Origin of the sequence: Streptomyces sp. S4.7 (assembly GCF_010384365.1) — a bacterium.
GTDB lineage: Bacteria > Actinomycetota > Actinomycetes > Streptomycetales > Streptomycetaceae > Streptomyces.
The window spans coordinates 3,456,528-3,482,373 of record NZ_CP048397.1 but is presented as its reverse complement, the minus strand read 5'-3'; the positions used below and the strand labels follow the sequence as shown (position 1 = coordinate 3,482,373).

Annotated in this window: 14 protein-coding genes, 3 rRNA genes and 1 pseudogene; 8 read left to right on the top strand and 10 right to left on the bottom strand. The window is 69.1% G+C overall.

The genetic code is table 11. From position 1 onward, the window contains the following. Positions 1-68 precede the first annotated feature (68 nt). From trmB to SSPS47_RS15280, 3 genes are all read right to left on the bottom strand, one after another. Positions 69-809 (bottom strand): tRNA (guanosine(46)-N7)-methyltransferase TrmB, encoded by a 741-nt coding sequence (trmB, locus tag SSPS47_RS15290; RefSeq protein WP_239065273.1) that lies wholly within the window; start codon positions 807-809, stop codon positions 69-71. A gap of 223 nt (positions 810-1,032) precedes the next feature. Then, positions 1,033-2,280 carry an L-2-hydroxyglutarate oxidase gene (gene lhgO / locus SSPS47_RS15285; protein WP_239064920.1) on the bottom strand — a complete coding sequence of 416 codons (1,248 nt, stop codon included), beginning with the start codon at positions 2,278-2,280 and terminating at the stop codon, positions 1,033-1,035. 159 nt (positions 2,281-2,439) lie between these two features. Next, entirely contained in the window at positions 2,440-3,975 is a 1,536-nt protein-coding gene (locus SSPS47_RS15280; RefSeq protein WP_147878041.1) for a sporulation protein, read from the bottom strand. A gap of 583 nt (positions 3,976-4,558) precedes the next feature. Here SSPS47_RS15280 and SSPS47_RS15275 point away from each other — a divergent pair. Continuing rightward, the gene (locus SSPS47_RS15275; RefSeq protein WP_164251600.1) at positions 4,559-6,658 is read left to right on the top strand and encodes an asparagine synthase-related protein; all 2,100 of its coding nucleotides are present in this window, start codon (positions 4,559-4,561) and stop codon (positions 6,656-6,658) included. A gap of 422 nt (positions 6,659-7,080) precedes the next feature. Here SSPS47_RS15275 and SSPS47_RS15270 read toward each other — a convergent pair whose 3' ends face one another. Then, complete coding sequence (locus SSPS47_RS15270; protein WP_164251599.1) at positions 7,081-9,114, bottom strand: sigma-70 family RNA polymerase sigma factor; 2,034 nt, start codon at positions 9,112-9,114, stop codon at positions 7,081-7,083. Between the two features lie 334 nt (positions 9,115-9,448). After that, positions 9,449-10,231 carry a helix-turn-helix domain-containing protein gene (locus SSPS47_RS15265; protein WP_164251598.1) on the bottom strand — a complete coding sequence of 261 codons (783 nt, stop codon included), beginning with the start codon at positions 10,229-10,231 and terminating at the stop codon, positions 9,449-9,451. A gap of 322 nt (positions 10,232-10,553) precedes the next feature. Here SSPS47_RS15265 and SSPS47_RS15260 point away from each other — a divergent pair, with 322 nt between their 5' ends. Continuing rightward, on the top strand, positions 10,554-12,002 hold the full coding sequence (locus SSPS47_RS15260) for an NAD(P)/FAD-dependent oxidoreductase (RefSeq protein ID WP_164251597.1): 1,449 nt from the start codon (positions 10,554-10,556) through the stop codon (positions 12,000-12,002). Positions 12,003-12,139: 137 nt separating this feature from the next. After that, positions 12,140-13,921, top strand: coding sequence for an ATP-binding SpoIIE family protein phosphatase (locus SSPS47_RS15255; RefSeq protein WP_164251596.1), 1,782 nt, complete (start codon positions 12,140-12,142; stop codon positions 13,919-13,921). A gap of 17 nt (positions 13,922-13,938) precedes the next feature. On the opposite strand, the gene SSPS47_RS15250 is transcribed toward SSPS47_RS15255, so the two are convergent. Then, positions 13,939-15,222 (bottom strand): MFS transporter, encoded by a 1,284-nt coding sequence (locus tag SSPS47_RS15250; RefSeq protein ID WP_203558077.1) that lies wholly within the window; start codon positions 15,220-15,222, stop codon positions 13,939-13,941. Between the two features lie 146 nt (positions 15,223-15,368). Here SSPS47_RS15250 and SSPS47_RS15245 point away from each other — a divergent pair, with 146 nt between their 5' ends. The 4 genes from SSPS47_RS15245 (at position 15,369) to rrf (ending at position 21,669) form a co-directional block, all read left to right on the top strand. Continuing rightward, the gene (locus tag SSPS47_RS15245) at positions 15,369-15,911 is read left to right on the top strand and encodes a MarR family transcriptional regulator (RefSeq protein ID WP_147878035.1); all 543 of its coding nucleotides are present in this window, start codon (positions 15,369-15,371) and stop codon (positions 15,909-15,911) included. 587 nt (positions 15,912-16,498) lie between these two features. After that, positions 16,499-18,022, top strand: a 16S ribosomal RNA gene (locus SSPS47_RS15240). 325 nt (positions 18,023-18,347) lie between these two features. Beyond that, positions 18,348-21,471 (top strand): 23S ribosomal RNA (locus tag SSPS47_RS15235). An 81-nt stretch (positions 21,472-21,552) separates the two neighbouring features. Then, a 5S ribosomal RNA gene (rrf, locus tag SSPS47_RS15230) occupies positions 21,553-21,669 on the top strand. The 16S, 23S and 5S rRNA genes sit together here, the layout of an rRNA operon. A 65-nt stretch (positions 21,670-21,734) precedes the next feature. Here rrf and SSPS47_RS15225 read toward each other — a convergent pair. From SSPS47_RS15225 to SSPS47_RS15210, 4 genes and pseudogenes are all read right to left on the bottom strand, one after another. Then, a pseudogene (locus SSPS47_RS15225) lies at positions 21,735-21,938 on the bottom strand (response regulator transcription factor); the annotation flags it as partial. Then, positions 21,935-23,197, bottom strand: coding sequence for a histidine kinase (locus tag SSPS47_RS15220; protein ID WP_164251595.1), 1,263 nt, complete (start codon positions 23,195-23,197; stop codon positions 21,935-21,937). The pseudogene SSPS47_RS15225 and the gene SSPS47_RS15220, both read right to left, overlap by 4 nt. Positions 23,198-23,270: 73 nt before the next feature. Then, the gene (locus tag SSPS47_RS15215; protein WP_164251594.1) at positions 23,271-24,089 is read right to left on the bottom strand and encodes an ABC transporter permease subunit; all 819 of its coding nucleotides are present in this window, start codon (positions 24,087-24,089) and stop codon (positions 23,271-23,273) included. Beyond that, positions 24,086-25,045 carry an ATP-binding cassette domain-containing protein gene (locus SSPS47_RS15210; protein ID WP_164251593.1) on the bottom strand — a complete coding sequence of 320 codons (960 nt, stop codon included), beginning with the start codon at positions 25,043-25,045 and terminating at the stop codon, positions 24,086-24,088. Before SSPS47_RS15210 ends, SSPS47_RS15215 begins: the two co-directional genes overlap by 4 nt. A gap of 129 nt (positions 25,046-25,174) precedes the next feature. On the opposite strand from SSPS47_RS15210, the gene SSPS47_RS15205 reads away from it, so the two are divergent. Continuing rightward, entirely contained in the window at positions 25,175-25,813 is a 639-nt protein-coding gene (locus SSPS47_RS15205; RefSeq protein WP_164251592.1) for an N-acetyltransferase, read from the top strand. The last annotated feature ends 33 nt before the right edge of the window (positions 25,814-25,846 follow it).

Below are 25,846 nucleotides of genomic sequence, written 5' to 3'. Positions count from 1 at the left end.
GACCCTAGCGAGGGGCACCGACAACCCGCGACGGCGCCCGGCTCGTCCCGGCCCGCTCCGGCGCGGCGCTACGCCGCCGCCGCGCCGTCCGCGACCCGGCGGAAGAGCAGGTCGCGTACGGCGTGCCCCTTCTCCAGGCCCTGGCCCTCGAACCGGGTGAGCGGCCGGAAGCCGGGCCGCGGCGCGTAACCGGTGTCGGGGGAGGTGTTCTCGTAGGCGGGGTGCGCGGTCAAAACGTCGAGCATCTGCTCGGCGTACGGCTCCCAGTCGGTCGCGCAGTGCAGTACGGCGCCCGGCTTCAGCCGGGGCGCCACCAGGTCGAGGAACTCGGGCTGGATCAGCCGCCGCTTGTGGTGGCGCTTCTTGGGCCATGGATCGGGGAAGTAGACGCGGATCCCGGCCAGCGACCCGGGCGGCAGCATCTCCCGCAGCAGGATGATCGCGTCGCCGTTGGCCACCCGGATGTTGGAGAGCCCGTTCCGCTCGGCGAGACGCAGCAGATTCCCCTGCCCCGGTGTGTGGACGTCGGCGGCGAGTATCCCGGTGCCGGGGTCGTCGGCGGCCATCCGCGCGGTCGCCTCGCCCATGCCGAAGCCGATCTCCAGGACCACCGGCAGCCCGCCGAACAGGGCGTCGAGATCGAGGACGCGCTGTCCGTCGATGTCCAGGCCCCAGGAGGGCCAGAGCCGCCGCAGGACGTCGGCCTGGCCGGTCGTCACACGGCTGCGGCGCGGCTGGAAGCTGCGGATACGGCGCTCGAAGTGCGATCCGGCGGGGTCGGCGGCCGGGCCCGTGCCCTCGGGGAACATCCGGCTCCGGGGGTCGGTGCGGTCGGCGTGGGCGCTCTCGGCGCGGTCGCCGTCGCGGTCGCTGTTCACGTTCATCTGGGTCTTGGACACGTTTTCTCGGGCACGTCGGAGTCGGTCGGGATCCATACCGATTCTACGGACCCGCCGGGAGTGCCCCGAGTGGCCGGCGCGGATCGACCGGACACCGGACACCGGAGACCGTCCGCCGTCCGCCGGACAGGACCTAGACGCCGTCCGCGTCCTTCAGCATCGTCAGCGCCAGCTTCGCCACCTCGCGGCCGATCGGGAGCGAGGCCGTCGCCGCCGGTGACGGGGCGTTGAGCACGTGCACCGTGCGTGGTGCGCGCCGGATCAGGAAGTCGTCGGCCAGCGTGCCGTCGCGCAGCACCGCCTGGGCGCGTACGCCGGCGGTCGCGGGGCGCAGGTCGGCGTCCGTCACGGCGGGCAGCAGCCGCCGTACGGCGGTGGCGAAGGCGCGCTTGGACAGCGAGCGCTTCAGCTCGCCCGCGCCGTACCGCCAGTGTCTGCGGGCTATCCGCCAGGAGCCGGGCCAGCCGAGGGTGCCCGCCATCTCACGGGGGCGCACGGCCGACCAGGAGTAGCCCTCGCGGGCCAGCGCGGGCACCGCGTTGGGGCCGACATGGACGCAGCCGTCGACACCGCGCGTCAGATGCACCCCCAGGAAGGGAAAGGCCGGATCCGGCACCGGATAGACCAGCCCGCGGACGAGACCGGGCCGGGCCAGCTCGAAGTACTCACCCCGGAAGGGGACGATCCGCATACCCGGGTCGTCGCCCGCGAGCCGGGCCACCCGGTCGCACTGGAGCCCCGCGCAGTTGACGAGGGCGCGGGCCCTGACCACCTCACCGGCGGCCGTACGGACGGCGACGCCCCACTCCCGCCGGTCGACGACCGTGACCTCCGCGCCGTACCGCACGGACGCTCCCGCCGCCTCCGCCGAATCGGCGAGCCGCGCCGCGACGGCCCCGAAATCGCACACCCCGGTCGTGCCGACATGGATCGCGGCCAGGCCGCGCACCTCCGGCTCGTACTCCATGATCTGTGCCGGTCCCAGCTCCCGCACCGGAATGCCGTTCTCCCTGCCGCGCTGGACCAGGGCGTGCAGCCGGGGCAGCTCGTCCCGGCCGGTGGCGACGATGAGCTTGCCGGTGACCTCGTGCGCGATGCCGTACTCCGCGCAGAACTTGACCATCTCCGCGGCGCCCTTGATCGCGTAGCGCGCCTTGAGGGATCCGGGGCGGTAGTACACACCGCTGTGGATGACTCCGCTGTTGTGCCCCGTCTGGTGCCGCGCGGGGCCGGGCTCCTTCTCCAGGACCGTCACACGGGTGCCCGGGGCGGCCCGGGTGAGGGCGTAGGCCGTCGAGAGGCCGACGATGCCGCCGCCGATCACCAGCACGTCGCAGTCGTAGCCACGGCCGCCCACGCGACCCGAGCCGTCTGTCTTCACTCGCGCAACCTCCCACCCCGATAGTGCACTGGCCCACTGACAATGCCCTTAAACCACCGGGGTGCCACGCGTGTCCCTCATCGTTCACCGAGCATTCGGTCGGCGGGCCCGGCCAACGGCGCCCACGGCGGCGCTCCGCCCGGCCGGCCCGCGTACGGCCTACGCGGGCGCCACCAGCAGCGGACGGGCCCGCTCCCGCAGCTCCGCGACCCTCGGCTCGTCGCCGTACGGCTCCAGCCGGTGCAGCAGGTCCCGTACGTACTCCGTCGTGCGCGCCGACGAGATCCGCCCCGCCACCTCCACGGCACGAGTCCCCGCCGCGCACGCCGCGTCCAGATTGCCGGACTCCAGCTCGGCGACCGCGCTCACCACCAGGCGTAACCCGTGCGACCGTGCGAACTCCTCGGTCGGCCGGGACAGCGCCTGCTCGTTGAAGCGCCGCATCTGCTGAGGCACCTTCAGATCGCGGTAGCACTCGGCGGCGTCCGCGGCGAAGCGGTCGTAGGAGTAGAAGCCCAGCCAGCTGGGATCCGCGTCGCCCGCGCGGGAGCGCTCCAGCCAGCCCTCCGCCGCCTTGAGCGCGGCCCCGGCCGCCGCCGCGTCGCCCGCCTTCGCGTGCGCGCGTGCCTCGACCAGCCGGAAGAAGCTCATGGTGCGGGCCGTCGCGAGCCCCCGGTTGCGTTCGAGCGCGGCCTGGGCCAGGTCGACGCCCTCGTCGGCGAATCCGCGGTATGTCGCCTGGAGCGACATCGAGGCCAGCACATAGCCGCCGAGCGGCACGTCCGCCGCCGCGCGGGCCAGCCGCAGCGCCTGGATGTAGTACCGCTGCGCCGCCTCCTGTTGACCGGTGTCGAAGGCCATCCACCCGGCCAGCCTGGTCAGTTCGGCGGTCGCGCCGAAGAGGCCGCGGCCGACCTCGTCGCTGTACGCGGCGAGCAGCAGCGGCGCCGCGTCGACCCGCAGGCACTCGGGCACCATCGACGAACGCCAGTCCCCGCCGCCGTACTTGGAGTCCCAGCGCCGGGCGTCGGCCGCCGCCTCACGAAGCTTGGCGACATCGCTGTGGCCCACGCGCAGGGGCGACAGCTCGCCACCGGCGTCGGCTCCCGGAGCGCCGGGGCCCGCCGTGGCGGGTGTGAGGGAAGACGCCGGCGGCGGGGTCAACCCCGGTCCGCCGTGCGCCGGGTGCGCTCTGCGCGCCGCCTCGGCCATCGCCGCGTCCCGCGCGACGGACGAGTCGGCGGGCGATATCAGCCACCGCGAAGCGGGCGTGGCATATGCGCTGACCGCGAAGGAACCGGCCAGCGACTGCCAGATGCCACCGCTGCCCGCCCGCCGGCCCGCCAGATCCAGCCGGTACAGATCGGTCGCCGACCGCACCGCCTCGCCCACGTCGCGCGGGAAGGCGAGACCCACCTCCGGCGCCGGATCGGCGTCGGCCAGGCCGATTTCGTGCAGTGGGACGGGCCGGCCCAGCTTGGAGCCGATGGCCGCGGCGATCAGATGGGGCGCCGCACCCTGCGGAATCATCCCCTTCGAGACCCACCGCGCCACCGATGTCTTGTCGTATCGAAGCGTCAGACCGCGCTGCGACCCGAGGTCGTTGACCCGCCGGGCGAGACCGGCGTTGCTGATTCCCGCGAGGGCGAGAACGGTGCCGAGCTTCTCGTTCGGCCCGCGTAGCTCCCTGGACATGCGTCACCCCTCGACACACAGACGGCCGCCCCGCCGGCCCCTCTTTCTGAGGAACCCCGTGGCATTCGTAAACCCAGCGTAGTTCGCCGCATCCCTACCGTTAAGGGGCGGACGTCCGGATGGCGGGATTGTTGTCCGTACGCGAGTACGTGTGAAACCCGCCCCGGATCGAACGTGCTCCGGGTGTGTGGCCGTGCGCCCGGCCGTGCGCTCTTGGCCTAAAGAGGCCGGGAGCGCTTCCATGAGTGCTGCGTGGGTCGGCCCACTGCGTACTGGAACCAGTGGGCTGGGGGACACCGCCGCCTCATTTCCCCGCGGGTGGCGGATCGGTCCGGGAGGCGATGGCGCCTCCCGGACTGTACATTTACCGACGTTCTGTCGGCGGATCGGGCTCGGAGATTGGCTGAATCCTGTCTGTCCGTCCTGAGCCCCTCACAGCGCCAACTGGCCTTTGCCAGGGGCGCATTCGCATTTTGCGCTCCCTCACCGGGGCCACTCCTGTGTGCCGTTGTCGTGGCAGCATGTTCACGAACGACTGATGACGACGGGTACGACTCTTGATCCACAGGCTGTGGAGGCGCCGATGCGCTGGTTGGTGGGGTGGAGCAGTATCGCCGCGAGCTTCGGCACGGCGGGCTCCGTGGGCGACCAGTCCGAGGGCCGCACGGTCCACCCCGTCGGCTCCCAACTCCTGTGGGGCGACCCGGATCCGCTCTGGGCCGTCGGCGACTGGCGCGACGACGAGGTCCGCGTCGTCAGCGTCGACCCGTGCACCCGGCTCGCCGTGTTCGGCTGCTGCGGAGCCACCGACGAGCAGCTGAAGATCGGCCTGTTCGCCGCCCGCGGCGGCGCCCTGCGCCATCTCACCGCCTGGCCCGGCAGTTACACGGCGGTCGCCCAGATCGGCCGCCGGATCACCGTCGCCGGCGACCTCGCGGGCGCGAGACCCGTCTTCCACACGCCGTGGGCGAGCGGCACCGCGTACGCCACCGCCGCCCTGCCGCTCGCCGACCTCATCGAGGCACAGCTCGACATCGGGCACCTGGCGGCGCTGCTCGCCTGCCCCGAAACCCCCGAGGCGCTGCGCGACTCCACGCCGTACGCGGGCGTCAAACGCGTCCCGCCCGGCCACGCCCTCGTCCTGCGCGAGGGCTCCCGCGAGATCACCGGATACGAACAGGTCGCCTCGCTCGCCGTCGCCGCGCCCCAGGTCGACCCCGAACGGGCCGTCGAGGGAGTCAGGGACGCCCTCGTCGAAGCCGTACGGGCCAGACTCCTGGCGCCCCGTCACGCACCCGAGGCCACACCGCCCGACCCCGGGCCCGTGCCGGGCATGGGGCCCGCGGACCGGCGCGCCGCCCGCGGCGGACCCGTCCCCGGCATCGGCGCCGACCTGTCGGGCGGCAGCGCCTCGGGCACGCTCGCCCTGCTCGCCGCCGGACTGCCCGGCGCGCCCGGCACCGTCCTCGGACACGGCACCGGCGCGGGCGAACGGCTCCTCGCCGTCACCTTCAACGACCTGGCCACCGGCGGACGCGAGGCCGAGCTGGAACGGGCCCGCGCCATGGCCTCCAACCCGCGCCTGCACCACGTGGTCGTCGCGGCGGGCGAAGAGGCCCTGCCGTACGCCGAGTTGGAGGGCCCGCTGACCGACGAGCCCGGCCCCTCCCTCGTCACCGCCGAACGCCACCGCCGCAGGCTCGCGGCGGGCAGCGCCGACCACTTCACCGGGGCCGGGGCCCGCGAGGTACTGGACGCCCACCCCGCGCGCCTGGCCGACCTGCTGATCGACCGCCGCCGCCGCGACCTGCTGCGGCCGGCCACCGCGCTCGCGAAGGCCCAGGGGCCCGCGGCGGGCTCGCTGTTCGTGCCGCTGACCGTCTACCGCGCGGCCCGCCGCCTCGCCCGTACGCCCTACCGCACCGGCCTCGAAGAGGCGGCCGCGCGACTCCCCGGCGCCCACCGCGAACGCGACGCGCCCGCCGCCGACGGGCCGTTGGGCGCCTCCCTCGCCGCGCTCACCTGGTCACGGCCCGGACCGGCGGCGCGCTGGCTCACGGGCGAGGCGCTGGCCGAAGTATCGGTTCGTCTCACATCGGCGGCGATCCGCCCGACATCCGTCCAGCGGCCCGGAGAGGCCCGCGCACGGGCCGCGCTGGCCCGGCACGCCGCAGACCACCGGATCTTCGAGCAGGCCGCGGAGATCCGCAGCCAGCGGCTCCACGCGCCGTTCTTCGACAACCAGGTCGTACGGGCCTGCCGCGCGCTGCCCGAATCGCTGCGGGTCCAGCCCGGCGCCCGCGCCGACGTCCTGCGCGCGGTCCTCGCCGGCGCGGGCATCCACGACCTGCCGCCGGGCTGGGGCGCCACGACCCACGCGACATCGGCCGCCGCGACCCGCACCGGGATGCGGGCGGCCGTCGGCGACCTGATCGCCCTCTTCGACGCGCCGCTGCTGGCCGACGCCGGTCTGATCGAGGCACGCGTGGTGCGCAAGGCGCTGCGCAGGGCGGCCGAGGGCGAACCGATCCCGCTGGACGGCATCGCCGACCTCGTCTCCACGGAACTGTGGCTCAGACGCCTGCTCTCCCGCCGCGGCACCTGCTGGACGGGCACGGCGGCCCCGCGCCAGCGCGCGGTGGCGGGCGGCGTGGTCCCACGCCGCCCCACGCTGCACCCCTAGGGCCTGTTGTCCGGATCTTGCCGGGCTCGCGGCCCCTGGCACGCACGCCCGCCGCGTTGTCGTCGGTCGCCAACGCTCCGCGTTGTCTCCCTCCTCCGCCTTGCGATCGCACGCACCGGACCCCGCTCCCTGATCCGGCCTGATCCGAACGACAGACCTAGGCTAGGCGGTGTCCGGAAGGTCCCGCCCGGCACGGGACGCCCGGCACGGCATCTATCCCCCGTAGTTTCCGAGGAGGCACGGGAGGTGCCCCCTGTGTTGTCGGAGTCGGCCGAGTACGGCCGGTTGATCCACCACGCCGATCCTCCGCCCTGCGATGCACCGCGCCGGCCGCCGCGGGCGGACGGCGCTGCTTCGAAGACAGGCCCCAGCAGTGAGCGGGTGGCGGGCGATCGGCGCCCGCGGGCCGTCCGGCCGGTTGGTCAGCCGCAACTGATGCCGGCCTGCGCCCAGTCGGCCACCACCACCGAGTCGAACGGTGTGTGCGGTTCGACCACCAGCCGGATCCTCTTCTGGCCCCCGATCCCCACGTTCACCGGCACCGCCTGCTCGCCGCCGCGCACCACCGGGGACCGCCAGAGCCGGCCGCCGTCGCCGTACACCGAGAAGCGCACCGCGCCCAGACCCAGCGTCAGGTCGTCCACGCCGACCATCGCCCGGTAGGTGGCGCACGGGCGGTTGAGCTGGATGGTCACCGAACCCGAGGCGTGCATGGACGCCCCGTGTCCGTAACGCGTGCCGCCGATCGACATGCCGGTGCGCTGCCAGAGCCAACTGCTCTGCCCGATCAGCACCTCGGGACCGGACCCGTCACCGGTCACGTCGAACCTGAGCCGGTTCACCTGGTACTCCTCCGGCGCCGGTGGAGGCGGCGGCGCCGGGGCAGGGGGCTCCGGCTCGGCGGGCGGCGGCGCCTCGGGTTCGGGCTCGGGTTCGGGTTCGAGTTCGGGCTCGGGCTTCGGCGGTGTCGGCTTCGCCTTCGTCGCCGTGGGACTCGGCTCGGGTTCCGGCTTCGGCGAGGGTTTCTCCGGCGGCGGTGACGGCCGGGGCGCCGGGGCGGGCGCGGCCGGCGGCTCCGACTCCGGTTCCGGCGCGGGCTTTTCCGGTACGACGGGCTGTACGGCGGGCGGCTTCGCCCGCGGCTCGTCGGGGACCTCGTCGCCCGTCAGCGCCCACACCAGCCCGGCCGCCGCCGCGAGGGCGACCACCGCGGCGATCCCCGCCTTCATCGGCGCGCCCAGCCCTTCGGCCGCCGCACCGCCCGCCGCGCCGGCGGTGCCTCCCGCCGAACCCGACGCGCCACCGGCCGCCGCCGCACCGGCTCCGGCCGCACCCGCCGCGCCGCCGGCGACGACCCCGGCGGCCTTCAGCGAGTAACCGGCCGCGAACCAGCCGATGACCGCGATCGGGAGCACCGCCGGAATCCCGGCGTTGACGTGCGCCAACTCGCCCGCCACGATCCGGCACTTCGCGCACTCGTCCAAGTGCTTGCGCAGCCCGCGCTCGGCGCGGACACGCAGCCCGCCGCGCGCGTACGCCCCGAGCCGGTCGGCGTACTGCGCGCAGTCGCCGGCCGTGGCGGCCGCCGTGTTCACATGCGCCTGGAGATACGCCTGCTTGAGGCCCTCACGCGCCCGACTGGCCAGCACGGCGGTGGCGTTGGCCGTGAGGCCGAACAGGGGCGCGACCTCGCTGGGCGACTCCTCCTCGACAGTGGTGTGCCAGAGCACCGCCTGCCACCGCTCGGGCAGACTGCGGAACGCCTGCATCGCGAGCGACCGCTCGGCCTCGTGCATGGCCCGCACGTCCGCGCCCGGATCGAGGGTGTCGTCGTCCGACACCTCGGCCGAGCGCACGGACTGCGCCGCGAACACCGCGAAGTCGTCGACCAGTTGCTCGCGCTTGGCCGTCTTCGTCCACGCCGCGGCGACGCGCCGTACGGTCGTGAGCAGATACGCGCGCACCGCCTGCTCGGGTCCCGCGCCCCCGCGCACCGCCTGGAGCGTGCGCGCGAACACCTCGGCCGTCAGATCGTCGGCGGTGTGGGAGTCCCGGCAGCAGGTACGCGCGTAACGCAGCACGGCCGCCGAGTGCCGCCGGTACAGCTCCTCGTACGCCCTGCCGTCACCGCCCCGCATGCGCTGGATCAACTCGGAGTCCGACGGGGGCAGATCGGCGCCCTGCCCCTCGACGGGGGCTTCAACGGGCCGGCCACCGCGCTCGCGCTGCGACGGCACACTCACCCCGGCCTCGTCCGGGGACGGCACGGGAACAACAGGACCGACGGACGGACCGGCAGGCGGACCGGTGGTGGGACCGACACGTCCGGACGGCCCGGCCGCTCCCGAGGAACCTCCCGGCCCACCCTGGCTCGGCACCTGCCCGGACGGTGGCCCTCCCGTCCCCGTACCCCCGGAGCCGCCACCCAGTGGCTCGTTCCGTCCCTCACCGCTCATCGCGGAAGCCCCCGTAGCGTCCTGCAGACCCGAAACACCGAGTCAGCGTGCCACAGCACCCGTCACCGCCGAACCCCCGTCTACAGCGCCACTCGAACGTGATTCGTCACCTGAGCGGGGCGACGGTCAACGACCGCCACCGCACCGTTCGACCCGCCGTCACCGAAACGTCGCTCACCTGGACATCCGCACAGGAGCACCCGTCGGAAGGCGTGCACGGCGACGCTCACGGCGAGGTGCGGTGCGGTAGTCGGACGAACTGCTGTCCGGACTACCGCCCCACCACCTCAAGTTGACGTCGCCGAACACCGCGGGCGCCCGCCGGGGCCCCGCACTAAGCCGCCCGGGACCGAAGCCCTTCGAGCAGGATGTCCAGCAGCCGGGCCGAAGCCGCCGCCTGCTGAGCAGCGTCCGGCAGCGCGGGCGCCGCCGTGGCTATCACCAGCAGTACATCAGCCACCGTCACCCCCGGCCGCAGCTCGCCGGCCGACCGCGCGCGCTCGACCAACTGCCCCACGACATCAAGCAGTTCGACCGTGCCGGAAGCCGGTTCCACCAGCTCCTCGTCCAAGGCGCCGACCGAGCCGACCGAGGTGTGCTCCCCCGCCACGACCACGCGCAGGTCCGGCTGCCCGGACTGCCGCTGATGCGGCACCCGTGCCTCGTCCGCCGAGTCCGGCACGACCGTCGACTCGTCGACGTCCACCCCGACCCTCAGCACCTGCGGCGGCAGCAGCCTGCCCGCGCCGGAAGCCACCGACGTCCGCAGGAAGCGGGCGAGCGCGGACCACGGCTCGTCCTCCTGCCCCAGAGCCGCCCGGGCCTGCTCCGTCAGCCGGGAGGTCTCCTCCTCGGCTATCCGGCGGACCAGCACGTCCTTGCTGGGGAACCGCCGGTAGACCGTGCCGACCCCGACCCGGGCCCGGCGCGCCACGTCCTCCATCGGCGCCCCGTAACCGAGCTCGCCGAACACCTCACGAGCCGCCCGCAGGACGTGTTCGAGATTGCGCTGAGCGTCGACGCGCAGCGGTGCGGCCCGACCGATTCCGCCGGTGCTCGCGCGTCCGTTGCCGTCCACGGAGACGACGGCCTGCCAATGAGAATCCTGAATGTGCATAAGCGTTCCCCCGGTAATGACGTCTCCCCCCGGAGACCTCCCCGCCCTGACAGCCGGGGCATTTCGACCAGTCACGGTCGACACCCCGACGGAGTACGAACATAGTTGAGCCCCGAGGAATTCAGAAGGGGGTGGTTCCGCACAGTGCGCCCCCCGATCGGAGCAAGGACCGGAAGATGCCTGATTCGACACTCTCCTGTCACCGGCCCCATCCCGCCTGACCTGCGAACCTTCCCCGCCACAGGGCGATTTGCCCACCCGGGGCGGTCGGAGGTCTCCGGTCACACAATTTGCCGAGGCTGTGGACAAACCAAGGTGCCCGATGCCTCATGGGGTGGTGAAGGCAGAGATCTCCCGGGGGACGGCCCCCGCACCACCGCCCCGCGCCCGCGTTCTCGTCATCGGCGGCGGCTACGTCGGGATGTACACCGCGCTCCGGCTCCAGCAGAAGCTCAGGCGCGGCGAGGCGGAGGTCGTGGTCGTGTCGCCCAACGCGTACATGACCTACCAGCCGTTCCTGCCCGAGGCGGCCGCCGGCTCGATCTCACCGCGCCATGTCGTGGTGCCGCTGCGCCGCGTCCTGCCGGACTGCAAGATCATCGTCGGTGAGGCGAGATCCATCGACCACGCCAAGCGTGTCGCGACGCTCACCACCCTCGCCTCCGAGGAAGAGGCCGCCACAAGAGCGGACACCGACCGCCCCGGCGCCGACACCCCGGACGCGGACCGGATCCCCGGCTCCTTCGAGATGACGTACGACGAACTCGTCCTCGCCCCCGGCTCGGTCTCCCGCACCCTCCCGGTCCCCGGCCTCGCCGAACACGGCATCGGCTTCAAGACCGTCGAGGAAGCCATCGCCCTGCGCAACCACGTCCTGGAGCAGCTGGACATCGCCTCCTCCACCCGCGACCCGGAACTGCGCGACGCCGCACTCACCTATGTCTTCGTCGGCGGCGGCTACGCGGGCGTCGAAGCGCTCGCCGAACTCGCCGACATGGCCCGCTACGCCACCCGCTACTACCACAACGTCAAGGCCGAGGACCTGAAGTGGATCCTGGTCGAGGCGTCGGACCGCATCCTTCCCGAGGTCGGCCACGACATGGGCAGGTACGCGGTCCGTGAGCTGCGGGCCCGCAACATCGACGTACGCCTCGAAACCCGGCTCGACTCCTGCGAGAACCGGGTCGCCGTACTGAGCGACGGCACCCGCTTCCCCACCCGTACCGTCGTCTGGACGGCGGGCGTCAAGCCGCACCCGATCCTCGCCGCCACCGACCTCCCCCTCGACAGACGGGGCAAGCTCGTCTGTACGGCAGGACTCACCGTCGACGGCGCCGAACACGCCTGGTCGGCGGGTGACGCCGCCGCCGTCCCCGACCTGGCGGCGGACGAGCCCGGCGCCGAATGCGCCCCCAACGCGCAACACGCCGTCCGCCAGGCCCGGGTTCTCGCCGACAACATCGTCGCCTCCCTGAGAGGTGAACCGCTGCACGACTACCGTCACCGGTACGCCGGTTCCGTCGCCTCGCTCGGCCTCCACAAGGGCGTCGCGCAGGTGTACGGCCGAAAGCTCAAGGGCCGTCCGGCGTGGCTGATGCACCGCGCGTACCACCTCAGCCGCGTCCCCACCTTCAACCGCAAGGCGCGCGTGCTGGCGGAGTGGACCCTCTCGGGACTGTTCAAACGGGAGATCGTCTCCCTCGGCTCCCTGGAGCACCCACGTGCCGAGTTCGAACTCGCCGCCGGAGTGGAACGACCCCGAGACGTCTGACGTCCGATGTCAGTCCCGTCGACCACACTGAACGTGTGACCATAGGTGGGTTCACATCTGCACAGAGTGATTCCGCCAAGAGCTATCCGGTAGCCCGCCAAGGCGATCAGCAACGACACCATGAGGCCTGAAAATCCGTGAATTTCACGCGTTGGAGCGCCCGGCTCCCCGGTACACAGCGCCGCATCGCCGCGCGGACGGGCTCGGGGGACTCCCCTGCCGAGCCACGGGACAATTCCGCGCATTCGCAGGGCGCCAAGAGTTCCGTGCCCGCCGCCCGTGGTGAATTCGAACGACACGGCGAGCACGGCGACCGGACCGGCGAACACCCGGACGGAAGACCGGACGGCGGGCCGGCGGGAATCCCCGCTCTCGAAGAGCTCTCCGTCCGCGACGTCCTCGGAGGTCTCCCCGCTCTCGTCGCGCTGGTGTACGGCCCCGATCACCGCGTGGCCTACGTCAACGACGCCTACACGGACGCCTTCGGACCACGCGAGCCCGGCACGGCCGCGGCCGAGTGCTGCCCCGAACTGGTCGAGCTGGGCCTGATGCCCCTCATGGACCAGGTGCTGCGCAGCGGGAAGCCCCGCACGGTCAAGTCCCGCAAGGTCCTGGCGGCCACGTCCGGCACGCTCACCACCTCGCCGCACGGATCGGTCAACGGCTCGGCGACCGTGGCCCGTGACGGTTCGTACACGGTGACCTGCACCCCCGTCGAGACCAGCGGATCCGGCGGCGTCCTGATCTTCGCCGCCGACGTCACCGACCACGCCGAGGCCGCCGAGCGGCTGCGCGCCGGCGAGCGCCGGCTCCGCGAGACCGCCGTCGCCCTCCAGCGCTCGCTCCTCCCACAGGAGCTGGAACAGCCCGACGACCTGCGCGTCGCCGCCACATACCAGCCGGGCGGTACGGACGCGGCTGTCGGCGGCGACTGGTACGACGTGATCACCCTCGGCGCCGGCCGTACGGCCCTGGTCATCGGCGACGTCATGGGCCGCGGCGTCCGCGCGGCGGCCGTCATGGGCCAACTGCGCACCGCCGTCCGCGCGTACGCCCGCCTCGACCTGCCCCCGCACGAAGTCCTGCAACTGCTCGACGGACTCGCCGCCGAGATCGACCCCAGCCAGATCGCCACCTGCGTCTACGCGGTCCACGACCCCAACGAAGGACGGCTCGTCTACGCGTCGGCGGGTCATCTGCCGATCCTCGTACGTGCCGAGGACGGCACCGTCGCGCGCGCCGCCGACCCGACAGGCCCCCCGCTCGGCACCGGCGGCTGGATCCATACGTCCGGCACCATCGAGCTGGCACCCGGCTCGACCGCCGTCCTCTATACGGATGGTCTCGTCGAGCGCCGCAGCGAGGACATCGACGAGGGCGTGGCATCCCTGGAGCGCGCGCTGGCCGGCGCCAAGGGATCACCCCAGGTCGTCTGCGACCGGCTGATTCGCGCGATGGGCGTCACGGCCGAGCACGACGACGACGTCGCGGTGCTCGTCCTCCAGCACCCCGCCCGCACCGGGCACTCCGCCGAGCTGTTCCACAACGCCGCGCTCGACCTGCTCGGCGGCATCGAGGCCGCCCCGCGCGCCCGCGCGTTCGCCTCGGGAGTCCTCTCCTCGTGGCGCTTCCCCGTCGAGCTCAAGGACCTGGGCGTGCTCGCCACCAGCGAACTCGTCGCCAACTCCCTCCAGCACGGCACCCCGCCGATGCGGCTCAGACTCCGCCGTACGGACCGCAGGCTGATCATCGAGGTCACCGACGGGGACGATCATCTGCCGCTGCGCCGCCACGCGGAACCGGCGGACGAGGCGGGTCGCGGTATCTCGATCGTCGCGACGATCGCCTCCTCCTGGGGCTCCCGCCGCACACCGGGTGGCGGAAAGGCGGTCTGGTGCGAATTCGCCCTGCCGCACTGACACGCACCGCGGCACCCTCAGTAGGAGGCGGTGACGGCCTCCGGCTTGTGGACGGCCACGACACGCGAGGTGTGGGCGAGTGACGGCTGGTCCTGTACGGGGGTGAGCCGCCGCCCCAGCCGGAGCGCCAGCACACTGACACCGAGCGAGAAGAGCACGAACGTCACGATGTACGGGCCGTGCAGAGCGGCACCCATCGGGCCGCCCACGGCCGGACCCACGGCCAGCGCGAGCTGCTTGACCAGAGCGAAAGCGGCGTTGTACCGCCCGACCATCCCGTCCGGCGCCAGGTCCGCCACCAGCGGGGCCACGGTCGGCGACAGCATCGACTCACCGAGCCCGAACAGCGCGTACGTGGAGATGAAGGCGGCGGTCGCCATGGTCTGGCTGCCGTGCCCCAGGCCCGCGTACCCGGCGATGATCCAGGCGAGCGCCCAGATCAGCCCGACCGAGGCGACGACCCGGCTCCGCCTGCGCCGCTCGACCAGCCTGAGCACGACGAACTGCGCGACGACGATCACGGCCGTATTGGCCGCCAGCGCGATGCCGAGCGTCGACGGGTTAATCCCGGCGGCCTCGGTGCCGTACGCGGCGAGCCCCGACTCGAACTGTCCGTAACAGGCGAAGAACAGCACGAAGCCCAGCGCGCACAGCTGCACCATCGCCCGGTGCCCGAGCAGCGCGCGCATCCCACCGCCCCCGGCCCGCGCCGCCATCTCCTTGGGAAGGGAGGCGGAGGCGGACGTACGGGGGAGCCGGACCGTGCCCGCGACGGCGGCCAGCACCAGGAACATCGCGGCCTCGATACCGAACAGCAGGGTGAAGCTCCCCGGCCTGCCGACATCGACGATCTGGCCACCGATCAGACCACCGATGCCGAGCCCGAGGTTCTGGAGGAAGAACTGCGTCGCGAAGGCCCGGGTCCGGGTCGACGGCTCGGAGCACCAGACGATCATCGTGGCGAGCGCGGGCTGCATGACGGCCGTACCGGCACCGAGCAGCGCGGCCGAGAACACGGCGGTCGGCACACTCGCCGCCACCCCCATACCGACGGCGCCCACCGCGGCCAGCGCCGCACCACCGACGACGACCGGCAACGGCCCGCGCCGGTCGATGACACGCCCGGTGAAGGGCAGCACGACGAGCGCGGCCATGGCGAAGACGGCCAGCACTGCCCCCGCCGTACCGGCACCCAGGTCCCGCACCTGGGCCACATACACATAGAGATACGGGACGGTGAACCCGAGCCCGAACGCGCTCAGCGCGTTCCCCGCCTGGATCCGGCGCATCGCGGCGCCCATCACCCTGGTCACACTCACCTGCCTCTGAGGAGAAGACTCAACACTGGAAGACCTGAAGCCTGAAGACTTCAAAGCTAAAGTTAGAACCTCAACAATACACATCGAAGGACTTCAACGCCAACGACAGGCGTGCCATACTGCGCGGCATGTCAGACACCCCCGAGGAACCGAGCCTCGACGAACAGATCGCCGCCTATCAGCGCGAGTTCGACGATCTCGACCCCCAGGTGGAGAAGGTCGTCTCGGCGCTCGGCCGGCTCAACCGCCGGATGAACGTGGCGTACGGGAGACAGGTCTCCGACCTCGGCATCAGCAACGCCGAGTGGGAAGTCCTCAAGACCCTGGTCCTTGCCGGAGCCCCGTACCGCCTGGGACCGGGGGAACTGGCCAAACGCCTCGGCCTCACCCCGGCGGCGATGACTCATCGTGTCGACCGCATGGCGGGCGAGGGCCTGGTCACGCGGGACCGGGACGAGAACAACCGCGTACGGGTGATCGTCGAGCTGACGGACGAAGGCCGTACGAAGTGGCTGGAGGCCATGCGCATGGCCTCGGACTTCGAGGAGGACCTGCTCCAGGACCTCTCGGCCGAGGAACGCGGGCTACTCGGCGGGCTGTTGACGCGCCTGCTCCGCCGGGTGGAACACGCGCAGCCGGACGCCGGTGGACGCCTGACCGACCTGGACTGACGGGGACTCGGCCGGTCGGCGACCGGCCTGGCGGAGGGGTGAACAGCCCAAGTTGACACCACTCGGGCCGGTCCGTAAGGTTCTTCGAGTTGTCATGGAGCCGTAACGGTTCCACGGCACACTCCGGCCGCTTGAATGCGGCACACAAACTCTGCTGGGCCCCCGGACCGGGAACAATTTCGGCATGCCGAAATCGATTTACCGGGACTCGATTTGTGAGTCGACGGGGAAACGGGCTAGAGTTTGAAACGTCGGAACGGCCGCAGGGCCGGAAAGACAAACCCGCTGACTGGGAATCAGACGCCGAAAGGTTCTGATAGAGTCGGGAACGCAAGACAGCAAGACCGAAGGGAAAGCCCGGAGGGGCCCGGAGACGGGACCGAAGGAAGCGTCCGTTCCTTGAGAACTCAACAGCGTGCCAAAAGTCAACGCCAGATATGTTGATACCCCGACCTCGTCCGCATTCTGTGGATTGGGTTGAGGTTCCTTTGATAGAAACACAGCGAGGACGCTGTGAACGACTGGTCTTATTCCGACCGGTTGTTCCGCTCTCGTGGTGTCCACCTGACCTTCGGGTCGGGAATACATTCACGGAGAGTTTGATCCTGGCTCAGGACGAACGCTGGCGGCGTGCTTAACACATGCAAGTCGAACGATGAAGCCTTCGGGTGGATTAGTGGCGAACGGGTGAGTAACACGTGGGCAATCTGCCCTGCACTCTGGGACAAGCCCTGGAAACGGGGTCTAATACCGGATAATACTGTGCCCCTCATGGGGGACGGTTGAAAGCTCCGGCGGTGCAGGATGAGCCCGCGGCCTATCAGCTTGTTGGTGGGGTAATGGCCTACCAAGGCGACGACGGGTAGCCGGCCTGAGAGGGCGACCGGCCACACTGGGACTGAGACACGGCCCAGACTCCTACGGGAGGCAGCAGTGGGGAATATTGCACAATGGGCGAAAGCCTGATGCAGCGACGCCGCGTGAGGGATGACGGCCTTCGGGTTGTAAACCTCTTTCAGCAGGGAAGAAGCGAAAGTGACGGTACCTGCAGAAGAAGCGCCGGCTAACTACGTGCCAGCAGCCGCGGTAATACGTAGGGCGCAAGCGTTGTCCGGAATTATTGGGCGTAAAGAGCTCGTAGGCGGTTTGTCACGTCGGGTGTGAAAGCCCGGGGCTTAACCCCGGGTCTGCATTCGATACGGGCAGACTAGAGTGTGGTAGGGGAGATCGGAATTCCTGGTGTAGCGGTGAAATGCGCAGATATCAGGAGGAACACCGGTGGCGAAGGCGGATCTCTGGGCCATTACTGACGCTGAGGAGCGAAAGCGTGGGGAGCGAACAGGATTAGATACCCTGGTAGTCCACGCCGTAAACGTTGGGAACTAGGTGTTGGCGACATTCCACGTCGTCGGTGCCGCAGCTAACGCATTAAGTTCCCCGCCTGGGGAGTACGGCCGCAAGGCTAAAACTCAAAGGAATTGACGGGGGCCCGCACAAGCAGCGGAGCATGTGGCTTAATTCGACGCAACGCGAAGAACCTTACCAAGGCTTGACATACACCGGAAAGCATCAGAGATGGTGCCCCCCTTGTGGTCGGTGTACAGGTGGTGCATGGCTGTCGTCAGCTCGTGTCGTGAGATGTTGGGTTAAGTCCCGCAACGAGCGCAACCCTTGTTCTGTGTTGCCAGCATGCCCTTCGGGGTGATGGGGACTCACAGGAGACCGCCGGGGTCAACTCGGAGGAAGGTGGGGACGACGTCAAGTCATCATGCCCCTTATGTCTTGGGCTGCACACGTGCTACAATGGCCGGTACAATGAGCTGCGATACCGCAAGGTGGAGCGAATCTCAAAAAGCCGGTCTCAGTTCGGATTGGGGTCTGCAACTCGACCCCATGAAGTCGGAGTTGCTAGTAATCGCAGATCAGCATTGCTGCGGTGAATACGTTCCCGGGCCTTGTACACACCGCCCGTCACGTCACGAAAGTCGGTAACACCCGAAGCCGGTGGCCCAACCCCTTGTGGGAGGGAGCTGTCGAAGGTGGGACTGGCGATTGGGACGAAGTCGTAACAAGGTAGCCGTACCGGAAGGTGCGGCTGGATCACCTCCTTTCTAAGGAGCACTTCTCACCAGAGCCTTTCGGGGGTCTGGTCAGGGGCCAGTACGCCGGCGAATGTCCGGTGCTGGTTGCTCATGGGTGGAACGTTGACTATTCGGCACAGTGAGTTGGTTGTGTTTGCCAGTACTGTCCTTCGGGGCGTGGAACGTGAATACGGCGGATTTGCTGGGCCGGGCGCGCTGTTGGGTGTCTGAGGGTACGGGCAGTTTTTCTGCTTGTGTCTTCGGGATGCCGGCCCCGGTAAACTCCGCAAATTCTGCGGGGGTGGCGGGTGGTTGGTCGTTGTTTGAGAACTGCACAGTGGACGCGAGCATCTGTGGCCAAGTTTTTAAGGGCGCACGGTGGATGCCTTGGCACCAGGAACCGATGAAGGACGTGGGAGGCCGCGATAGGCCCCGGGGAGCTGTCAACCGAGCTTTGATCCGGGGGTGTCCGAATGGGGAAACCCGGCAGTCGTCATGGGCTGTCACCCGCTGCTGAACACATAGGCAGTGTGGAGGGAACGAGGGGAAGTGAAACATCTCAGTACCCTCAGGAAGAGAAAACAACCGTGATTCCGGGAGTAGTGGCGAGCGAAACCGGATGAGGCCAAACCGTATGTGTGTGATACCCGGCAGGGGTTGCGCATGCGGGGTTGTGGGATCTCTTTTTCACAGTCTGCCGGCTGTGAGGCGAGTCAGAAACCGTTGATGTAGGCGAAGGACATGCGAAAGGTCCGGCGTAGAGGGTAAGACCCCCGTAGCTGAAACATTAACGGCTCGTTTGAGAGACACCCAAGTAGCACGGGGCCCGAGAAATCCCGTGTGAATCTGGCGGGACCACCCGCTAAGCCTAAATATTCCCTGGTGACCGATAGCGGATAGTACCGTGAGGGAATGGTGAAAAGTACCGCGGGAGCGGAGTGAAATAGTACCTGAAACCGTGTGCCTACAAGCCGTGGGAGCGTCGCTGGCAGTACTTGTGCTGTCAGTCGTGACTGCGTGCCTTTTGAAGAATGAGCCTGCGAGTTTGCGGTGTGTTGCGAGGTTAACCCGTGTGGGGAAGCCGTAGCGAAAGCGAGTCCGAACAGGGCGGTATAGTAGCGCGCTCAAGACCCGAAGCGGAGTGATCTAGCCATGGGCAGGTTGAAGCGGCTGTAAGAGGTCGTGGAGGACCGAACCCACCAGGGTTGAAAACCTGGGGGATGACCTGTGGTTAGGGGTGAAAGGCCAATCAAACTCCGTGATAGCTGGTTCTCCCCGAAATGCATTTAGGTGCAGCGTCGTGTGTTTCTTGCCGGAGGTAGAGCACTGGATAGGCGATGGGCCCTACCGGGTTACTGACCTTAGCCAAACTCCGAATGCCGGTAAGTGAGAGCGCGGCAGTGAGACTGTGGGGGATAAGCTCCATGGTCGAGAGGGAAACAGCCCAGAGCATCGACTAAGGCCCCTAAGCGTACGCTAAGTGGGAAAGGATGTGGAGTCGCAGAGACAACCAGGAGGTTGGCTTAGAAGCAGCCACCCTTGAAAGAGTGCGTAATAGCTCACTGGTCAAGTGATTCCGCGCCGACAATGTAGCGGGGCTCAAGCGTACCGCCGAAGTCGTGTCATTCGTACACATAGCCCCAACGGGCGTGCGGATGGGTAGGGGAGCGTCGTGTGCCGGGTGAAGCCTCCGCGGAAGCGAGGGGTGGACGGTTCACGAGTGAGAATGCAGGCATGAGTAGCGATACACACGTGGGAAACGTGTGCGCCGATTGACTAAGGGTTCCTGGGTCAAGCTGATCTGCCCAGGGTAAGTCGGGACCTAAGGCGAGGCCGACAGGCGTAGTCGATGGACAACCGGTTGATATTCCGGTACCCGCTTTGAAACGCCCAGTACTGAACCAGGCGATGCTAAGACCGTGAAGCCGTCCTGGAGCCTTCGGGCAAAGGGAAGTGGTGGAGCCGTCGGACCAGACTTGCAGTAGGTAAGCGATGGGGTGACGCAGGAAGGTAGTCCAGCCCGGGCGGTGGTTGTCCCGGGGTAAGGGTGTAGGACGCACGGTAGGCAAATCCGTCGTGCATATAGTCTGAGACCTGATGCCGAGCCGATTGTGGTGAAGTGGATGATCCTATGCTGTCGAGAAAAGCCTCTAGCGAGTTTCATGGCGGCCCGTACCCTAAACCGACTCAGGTGGTCAGGTAGAGAATACCGAGGCGTTCGGGTGAACTATGGTTAAGGAACTCGGCAAAATGCCCCCGTAACTTCGGGAGAAGGGGGGCCATTTCTGGTGATGAGTCTTGCACTCTGAGCTGGGGGTGGCCGCAGAGACCAGCGAGAAGCGACTGTTTACTAAAAACACAGGTCCGTGCGAAGCCGTAAGGCGATGTATACGGACTGACGCCTGCCCGGTGCTGGAACGTTAAGGGGACCGGTTAGTCACATTTCGGTGTGGCGAAGCTGAGAACTTAAGCGCCAGTAAACGGCGGTGGTAACTATAACCATCCTAAGGTAGCGAAATTCCTTGTCGGGTAAGTTCCGACCTGCACGAATGGCGTAACGACTTCTCGACTGTCTCAACCATAGGCCCGGTGAAATTGCACTACGAGTAAAGATGCTCGTTTCGCGCAGCAGGACGGAAAGACCCCGGGACCTTTACTACAGTTTGATATTGGTGTTCGGTTCGGCTTGTGTAGGATAGGTGGGAGACTTTGAAGCTTGGACGCCAGTTCAGGTGGAGTCGTCGTTGAAATACCACTCTGGTCGTGCTGGATGTCTAACCTGGGTCCGTGATCCGGATCAGGGACAGTGTCTGATGGGTAGTTTAACTGGGGCGGTTGCCTCCTAAAGAGTAACGGAGGCGCCCAAAGGTTCCCTCAGCCTGGTTGGTAATCAGGTGTTGAGTGTAAGTGCACAAGGGAGCTTGACTGTGAGACCGACGGGTCGAGCAGGGACGAAAGTCGGGACTAGTGATCCGGCGGTGGCTTGTGGAAGCGCCGTCGCTCAACGGATAAAAGGTACCCCGGGGATAACAGGCTGATCTTCCCCAAGAGTCCATATCGACGGGATGGTTTGGCACCTCGATGTCGGCTCGTCGCATCCTGGGGCTGGAGTCGGTCCCAAGGGTTGGGCTGTTCGCCCATTAAAGCGGTACGCGAGCTGGGTTTAGAACGTCGTGAGACAGTTCGGTCCCTATCCGCTGCGCGCGCAGGAGTCTTGAGAAGGGCTGTCCCTAGTACGAGAGGACCGGGACGGACGAACCTCTGGTGTGCCAGTTGTCCTGCCAAGGGCATGGCTGGTTGGCTACGTTCGGGAGGGATAACCGCTGAAAGCATCTAAGCGGGAAGCCTGCTTCGAGATGAGGACTCCCACCCACTTGATGGGGTAAGGCTCCCAGTAGACGACTGGGTTGATAGGCCGGATATGGAAGCACTGTGAGGTGTGGAGTTGACCGGTACTAATAGGCCGAGGGCTTGTCCTCAGTTGCTCGCGTCCACTGTGTTAGTTCTGAGACAACGAACGACCGTGTTCACATCCGGTTTGTTCATGTGTTTCATTGTGTTTCGGTGGTCATTGCGTTAGGGAAACGCCCGGTTACATTCCGAACCCGGAAGCTAAGCCTTTCAGCGCCGATGGTACTGCAGGGGGGACCCTGTGGGAGAGTAGGACGCCGCCGAACAATCTTTGTGGGAATGCCCCGCACCTCTGGTGCGGGGCATTCCTGCGTTCCGGATCAGGACACCTACGGCGGGTCGCCTCGATGCCGTCCAGGCCCGGCATACGGACGTCCATCAGTACGACATCCGGGTGGAGTCGGGCGATCAGGCGGACGGCTTCGGCTCCGCCGGCCGCCTCGCCCACCAGGGTCATGTCGTCCTGGCTCTCCAGCAGCATCCGGAAGCCGAGGCGCTGCAAGGGCTGGTCGTCGGCGATCAGTACGGTCGTCACAGCCGGTGGTCCTCGTCGTTCGGCAGATGCAGATGGACCCGCCAGCCGCTGTCGGGCGGTGGCAGCGGTCCGACGTCAAGTGTGCCCGCGTACAGGGCGGTCCGTTCCCGCATGCCGGTGATGCCGCGTCCGCCCGGCCCCGTCGAGGCCGTCGCTCTGCCGGTGTCGGTGATCTCCGCGGTGAGGGACTCGGGCGTGCGGTTGAGAGTGACCCTCGCCGTGGCGCCGGGGCCGCCGTGCTTGAGGGTGTTCGTGAGGGCTTCCCGGACGACGCGGTAGACCGTGAGCTGGCGTCCCGTCGGCGCGGTTTCGAGGTCGCCGGTGACCGTGACGTGCACCGGCAGGCCCGCCGCCCTTACGCCGTCGATCAGTTGGTCCAGTTCGCCGAGGCCGGGCTGTGGTGTCAGTTCGGCGGGGGCGCCGTGCGGGGCGTCGTTCCGGAGGACGCCGAGCAGTCGGCGCAGTTCCGTGAGTGCCTGGCGGCTGGTGGTGGCGATCGCGTCCAGGGCCTCGGTGGCACGCTGCGGGTTCTTCCTCGCCGCGTACGAACCGCCGTCCGCGAGGCCCGTGATGACCGAGAGGTTGTGGCCGAGGATGTCGTGCATCTCGCGTGCGATTCTGGTGCGTTCGGCGGCGGCCGCGAGTTGGGCCTGCTGGTCGCGTTCGATCTCCAGCTGTCTCGCCCGCTCCCTCAACGAGGCCGTGTACTCCTGCCTCGTAGGCACCACGATCCCCAGCATCGCCACGACCGCGTAGCTCGTCAGGGACGACTGGAGGGGTATGACCCAGCCGTCCTCCGGGAAGCGGACCGCCCCCACGACGAGGGGAACGGCCAGCAGCACGGCGCTCAGGGCCAGTTGGCGCATCGGCAGACGCAGTGCGATGTTGAAGACGACGATCAGCTGGCAGAACGCGGCGATCTGGAGGCCGGCACCCGACCAGGCTTGCAGCAGGGCGAACGGCAAGGATGCGAGCAGCATTGCCAGGGGACGCGTACGGCGGCGCAGCACGGTCAGCGCGAAGCCCACCGTGCAGAGCGCCGCCGCCCACGTCGGTACGTCGGGGTTGGGCGCGACCGATCGCCAGCCGCCGCCGGCCAGGTCGATCGCGCCGCCGAGCAGCAGGCAGCCGGCCGGCAGCAGGTCCCAGACGATCGGGTGCGACGCGTCGAAGCCGCTGATCCGCTGAGCCGCGCGGTTGATGAGCTGCGTGAGCGATCTGCTGCCGCCCTCGGCGTCGCCGTCGTATGTCCCGCTCATCCCCGACCCCTCACCCTGCCCCTGCCCCTGCTACCGGTCCGGCGCATGCCCCGCGCCGTTCACGCCCCCATCGTCATGCATCACGCCGTCTGAGCAGCCATCCCGCCGCTCCCAGTGCGGCCACCGCCCACAGGCAGAGCGTGAGCAGGGCTGTCCCGTCCGACAGCCCCCCGTCGACCTGCCTCAGCGCGCCGAGGGATTCGGAGGCGCGGGCCGGGAAGTACGCGACGGCGTTCTTCACGGCGTCGGACGGCACCGCCGACAGCACTTCCGGCAGGATGACCACTCCCGCGAAGAACGCGCCGATGGCTCCCGGCACGGAGCGCAGCAGCGCGCCGAGGCCGAGGCCCAGCGCGCCGAGGAGCGTGAGGGCGACCGCCGTGCCCGCGACGGCGCGGGCGATGCCCGGATCGGTGAGCGAGGCGCCCATGTCCGTGTCCGAGAGGAAGAACTGGGCGAGGAGGAAGGTCGTGAAGACGGTGACCGTGCCGATGACGAGCGCCACGGCGGTGAAGACCGCGGCCTTGGCCCACAGCACGGGCAGCCGCTTGGGGACCGCGGTGAGCGAGGCACGGATCATGCCGGTCGAGTACTCGCCCGCGCTGCACAGGACACCGAGCACCGTGAGGATGATCTGGCCGAACTGGATGCCGATAAGCGTCAGGACGACCGGATCACCGACCCCTCCCGAGCCTCCGCCGTCCGGCTCGTGGCCGACGGCCATGACCAGGCCGGTGCCGAGGATGAGCAGCGACGTCGCCGAGAGCGTGACCCAGGTGGAGCGCAGGGTCCAGAACTTGTGCCACTCCGAGCGCGGGACGCGGGCCGGTGTGATACCCGTGCGTGCGGGCCTGACACCCGTGGGAGCGGGGGTGGTTCGCGCGGTGCTCATGCCGCCGCTCCTGTCAGTGCGTCGTGGGTGGTGCCGCCGGCCGGGTACTCGACCTCGTCGCGTGTCAGGTCCATGAATGCCTGCTCCAGCGAGGCGGTGCGCGGTGTCAGTTCGTACACGGGGACGGCGTGGGCGGCGGCGATACGGCCGATGTGCTCGCCGTCGGCGCCCCGTACGTCCAGTTCGTCGGGGCCGGCGCCGGGTGTGATCTCGACGCCGGGGCCCGCGAGCAGCGAGGCGAGCGTGGCGGCGTCGGGGGAGACGACCTTCATGGCCGTGATGCCCGAGTCCCGTACGAAGTCGGCCACCGTCGTCTCGGCGAGCAGCCTGCCGCGGCCGATGATGATGAGCCGTTCGACGGTCAGCGCCATCTCGCTCATCAGGTGGGAGGAGACGAAGACCGTACGGCCTTCGGCGGCCAGGGACTTGAGGAGGTTACGGATCCACAGGACGCCCTCCGGGTCGAGGCCGTTGACCGGTTCGTCGAGGATGACCGTGGCCGGGTCGCCGAGCAGGGCGGCGGCGATGCCGAGGCGCTGGCCCATGCCGAGGGAGAAGCCCTTCACCCGGCTGCCCGCGACATCGGTGAGGCCGGTCAGGTCCAGGACGTGCCGGACGCGGGAGCGGGGGATGCCGTGGGTGTGGGCGAGTGCCATCAGGTGGTGGTGGGCGGTGCGGCCCGGGTGGACGGCGCGGGCCTCCAGGAGGGCGCCGACCTCGTGGAGCGGGGCGGGGTGTGCGGCGTAGGCGCGGTCGCCGACGGTGACGTTTCCGGCGGTGGGGGCGTCGAGGCCCAGGATCATGCGCATGGTCGTGGATTTGCCGGCGCCGTTGGGGCCGAGGAAGCCGGTGACGGCGCCGGGCTCGATGGTGAAGGTGAGGTCGTCGACGATGTTCTTGCCGGTTCCGCCGGCTCTGCCGCCGTAGCGTTTGGTGAGTCCGTTGGCCTTGATCATGGCTTCGACGGTAGGCAGCGGGCGGCTTCGGAACGTCGGACCGGGGGCGGGCATCGCGTACGGGGCGTACTACCCCGGTACGACGAAAACCGTTTGTGCGGGGCGGTGGTGGGCGCGCAGGATCGCGGAATGGACCAGACGAATCGCGCGGAGCGCGCCGTACCTCTTGAAGAGGCCGAACATGCCGTTCGTACTGAACGTGTCGCACGCGGTGTACGTGCCGTTCGTGCCGTACGCACGGACGAATGGGCCGAGGCCAGGGAGTTCCGGCTGGACGCCCTGCGGGATCCGGCCGCGTCGATCGCCTTCCTGGAAACGTACGAGGACGCCGTTCGACGCCCCGATTCCTTCTGGCGCGAGCGGACCGAGCGATCGGCGCGGAGCGCGTCCGTGCGGCAGTTCGTGGCCGAGTCGGCGGACGGTGGGTGGGCCGGTTCGGTGGTGGCGCTGGTCGAGCGGCGGGGCACGCCCGGCGCCATCGGTGGTCCCAGCGCGTACGACCAGGCGCACCTCGTCGCCGTGTACGTGAGGCCGGAGCACCGGGGCGCCGGTGTGCTGAAGGAGCTGTTCGACGCCGCCACCGCGTGGGCGTGGTCGCTGGAGGAGCCCCGTGTCGAGCGGGTGCGGTTGTACGTGGACGAGCGGAACGGGCGGGCGCGTGCCGCGTACCGCAAGCTCGGATTCGAGCCGAGCGGGGAGAGCGTCCCGGTCGACAACGATCCCTCCGCGCGGGAGTTGGAGCTCGCGGTGTCGCGGCCGTCGGCCTGAGCCGTTCGTCCGCCGGCAGCCGCCGACCGCCGT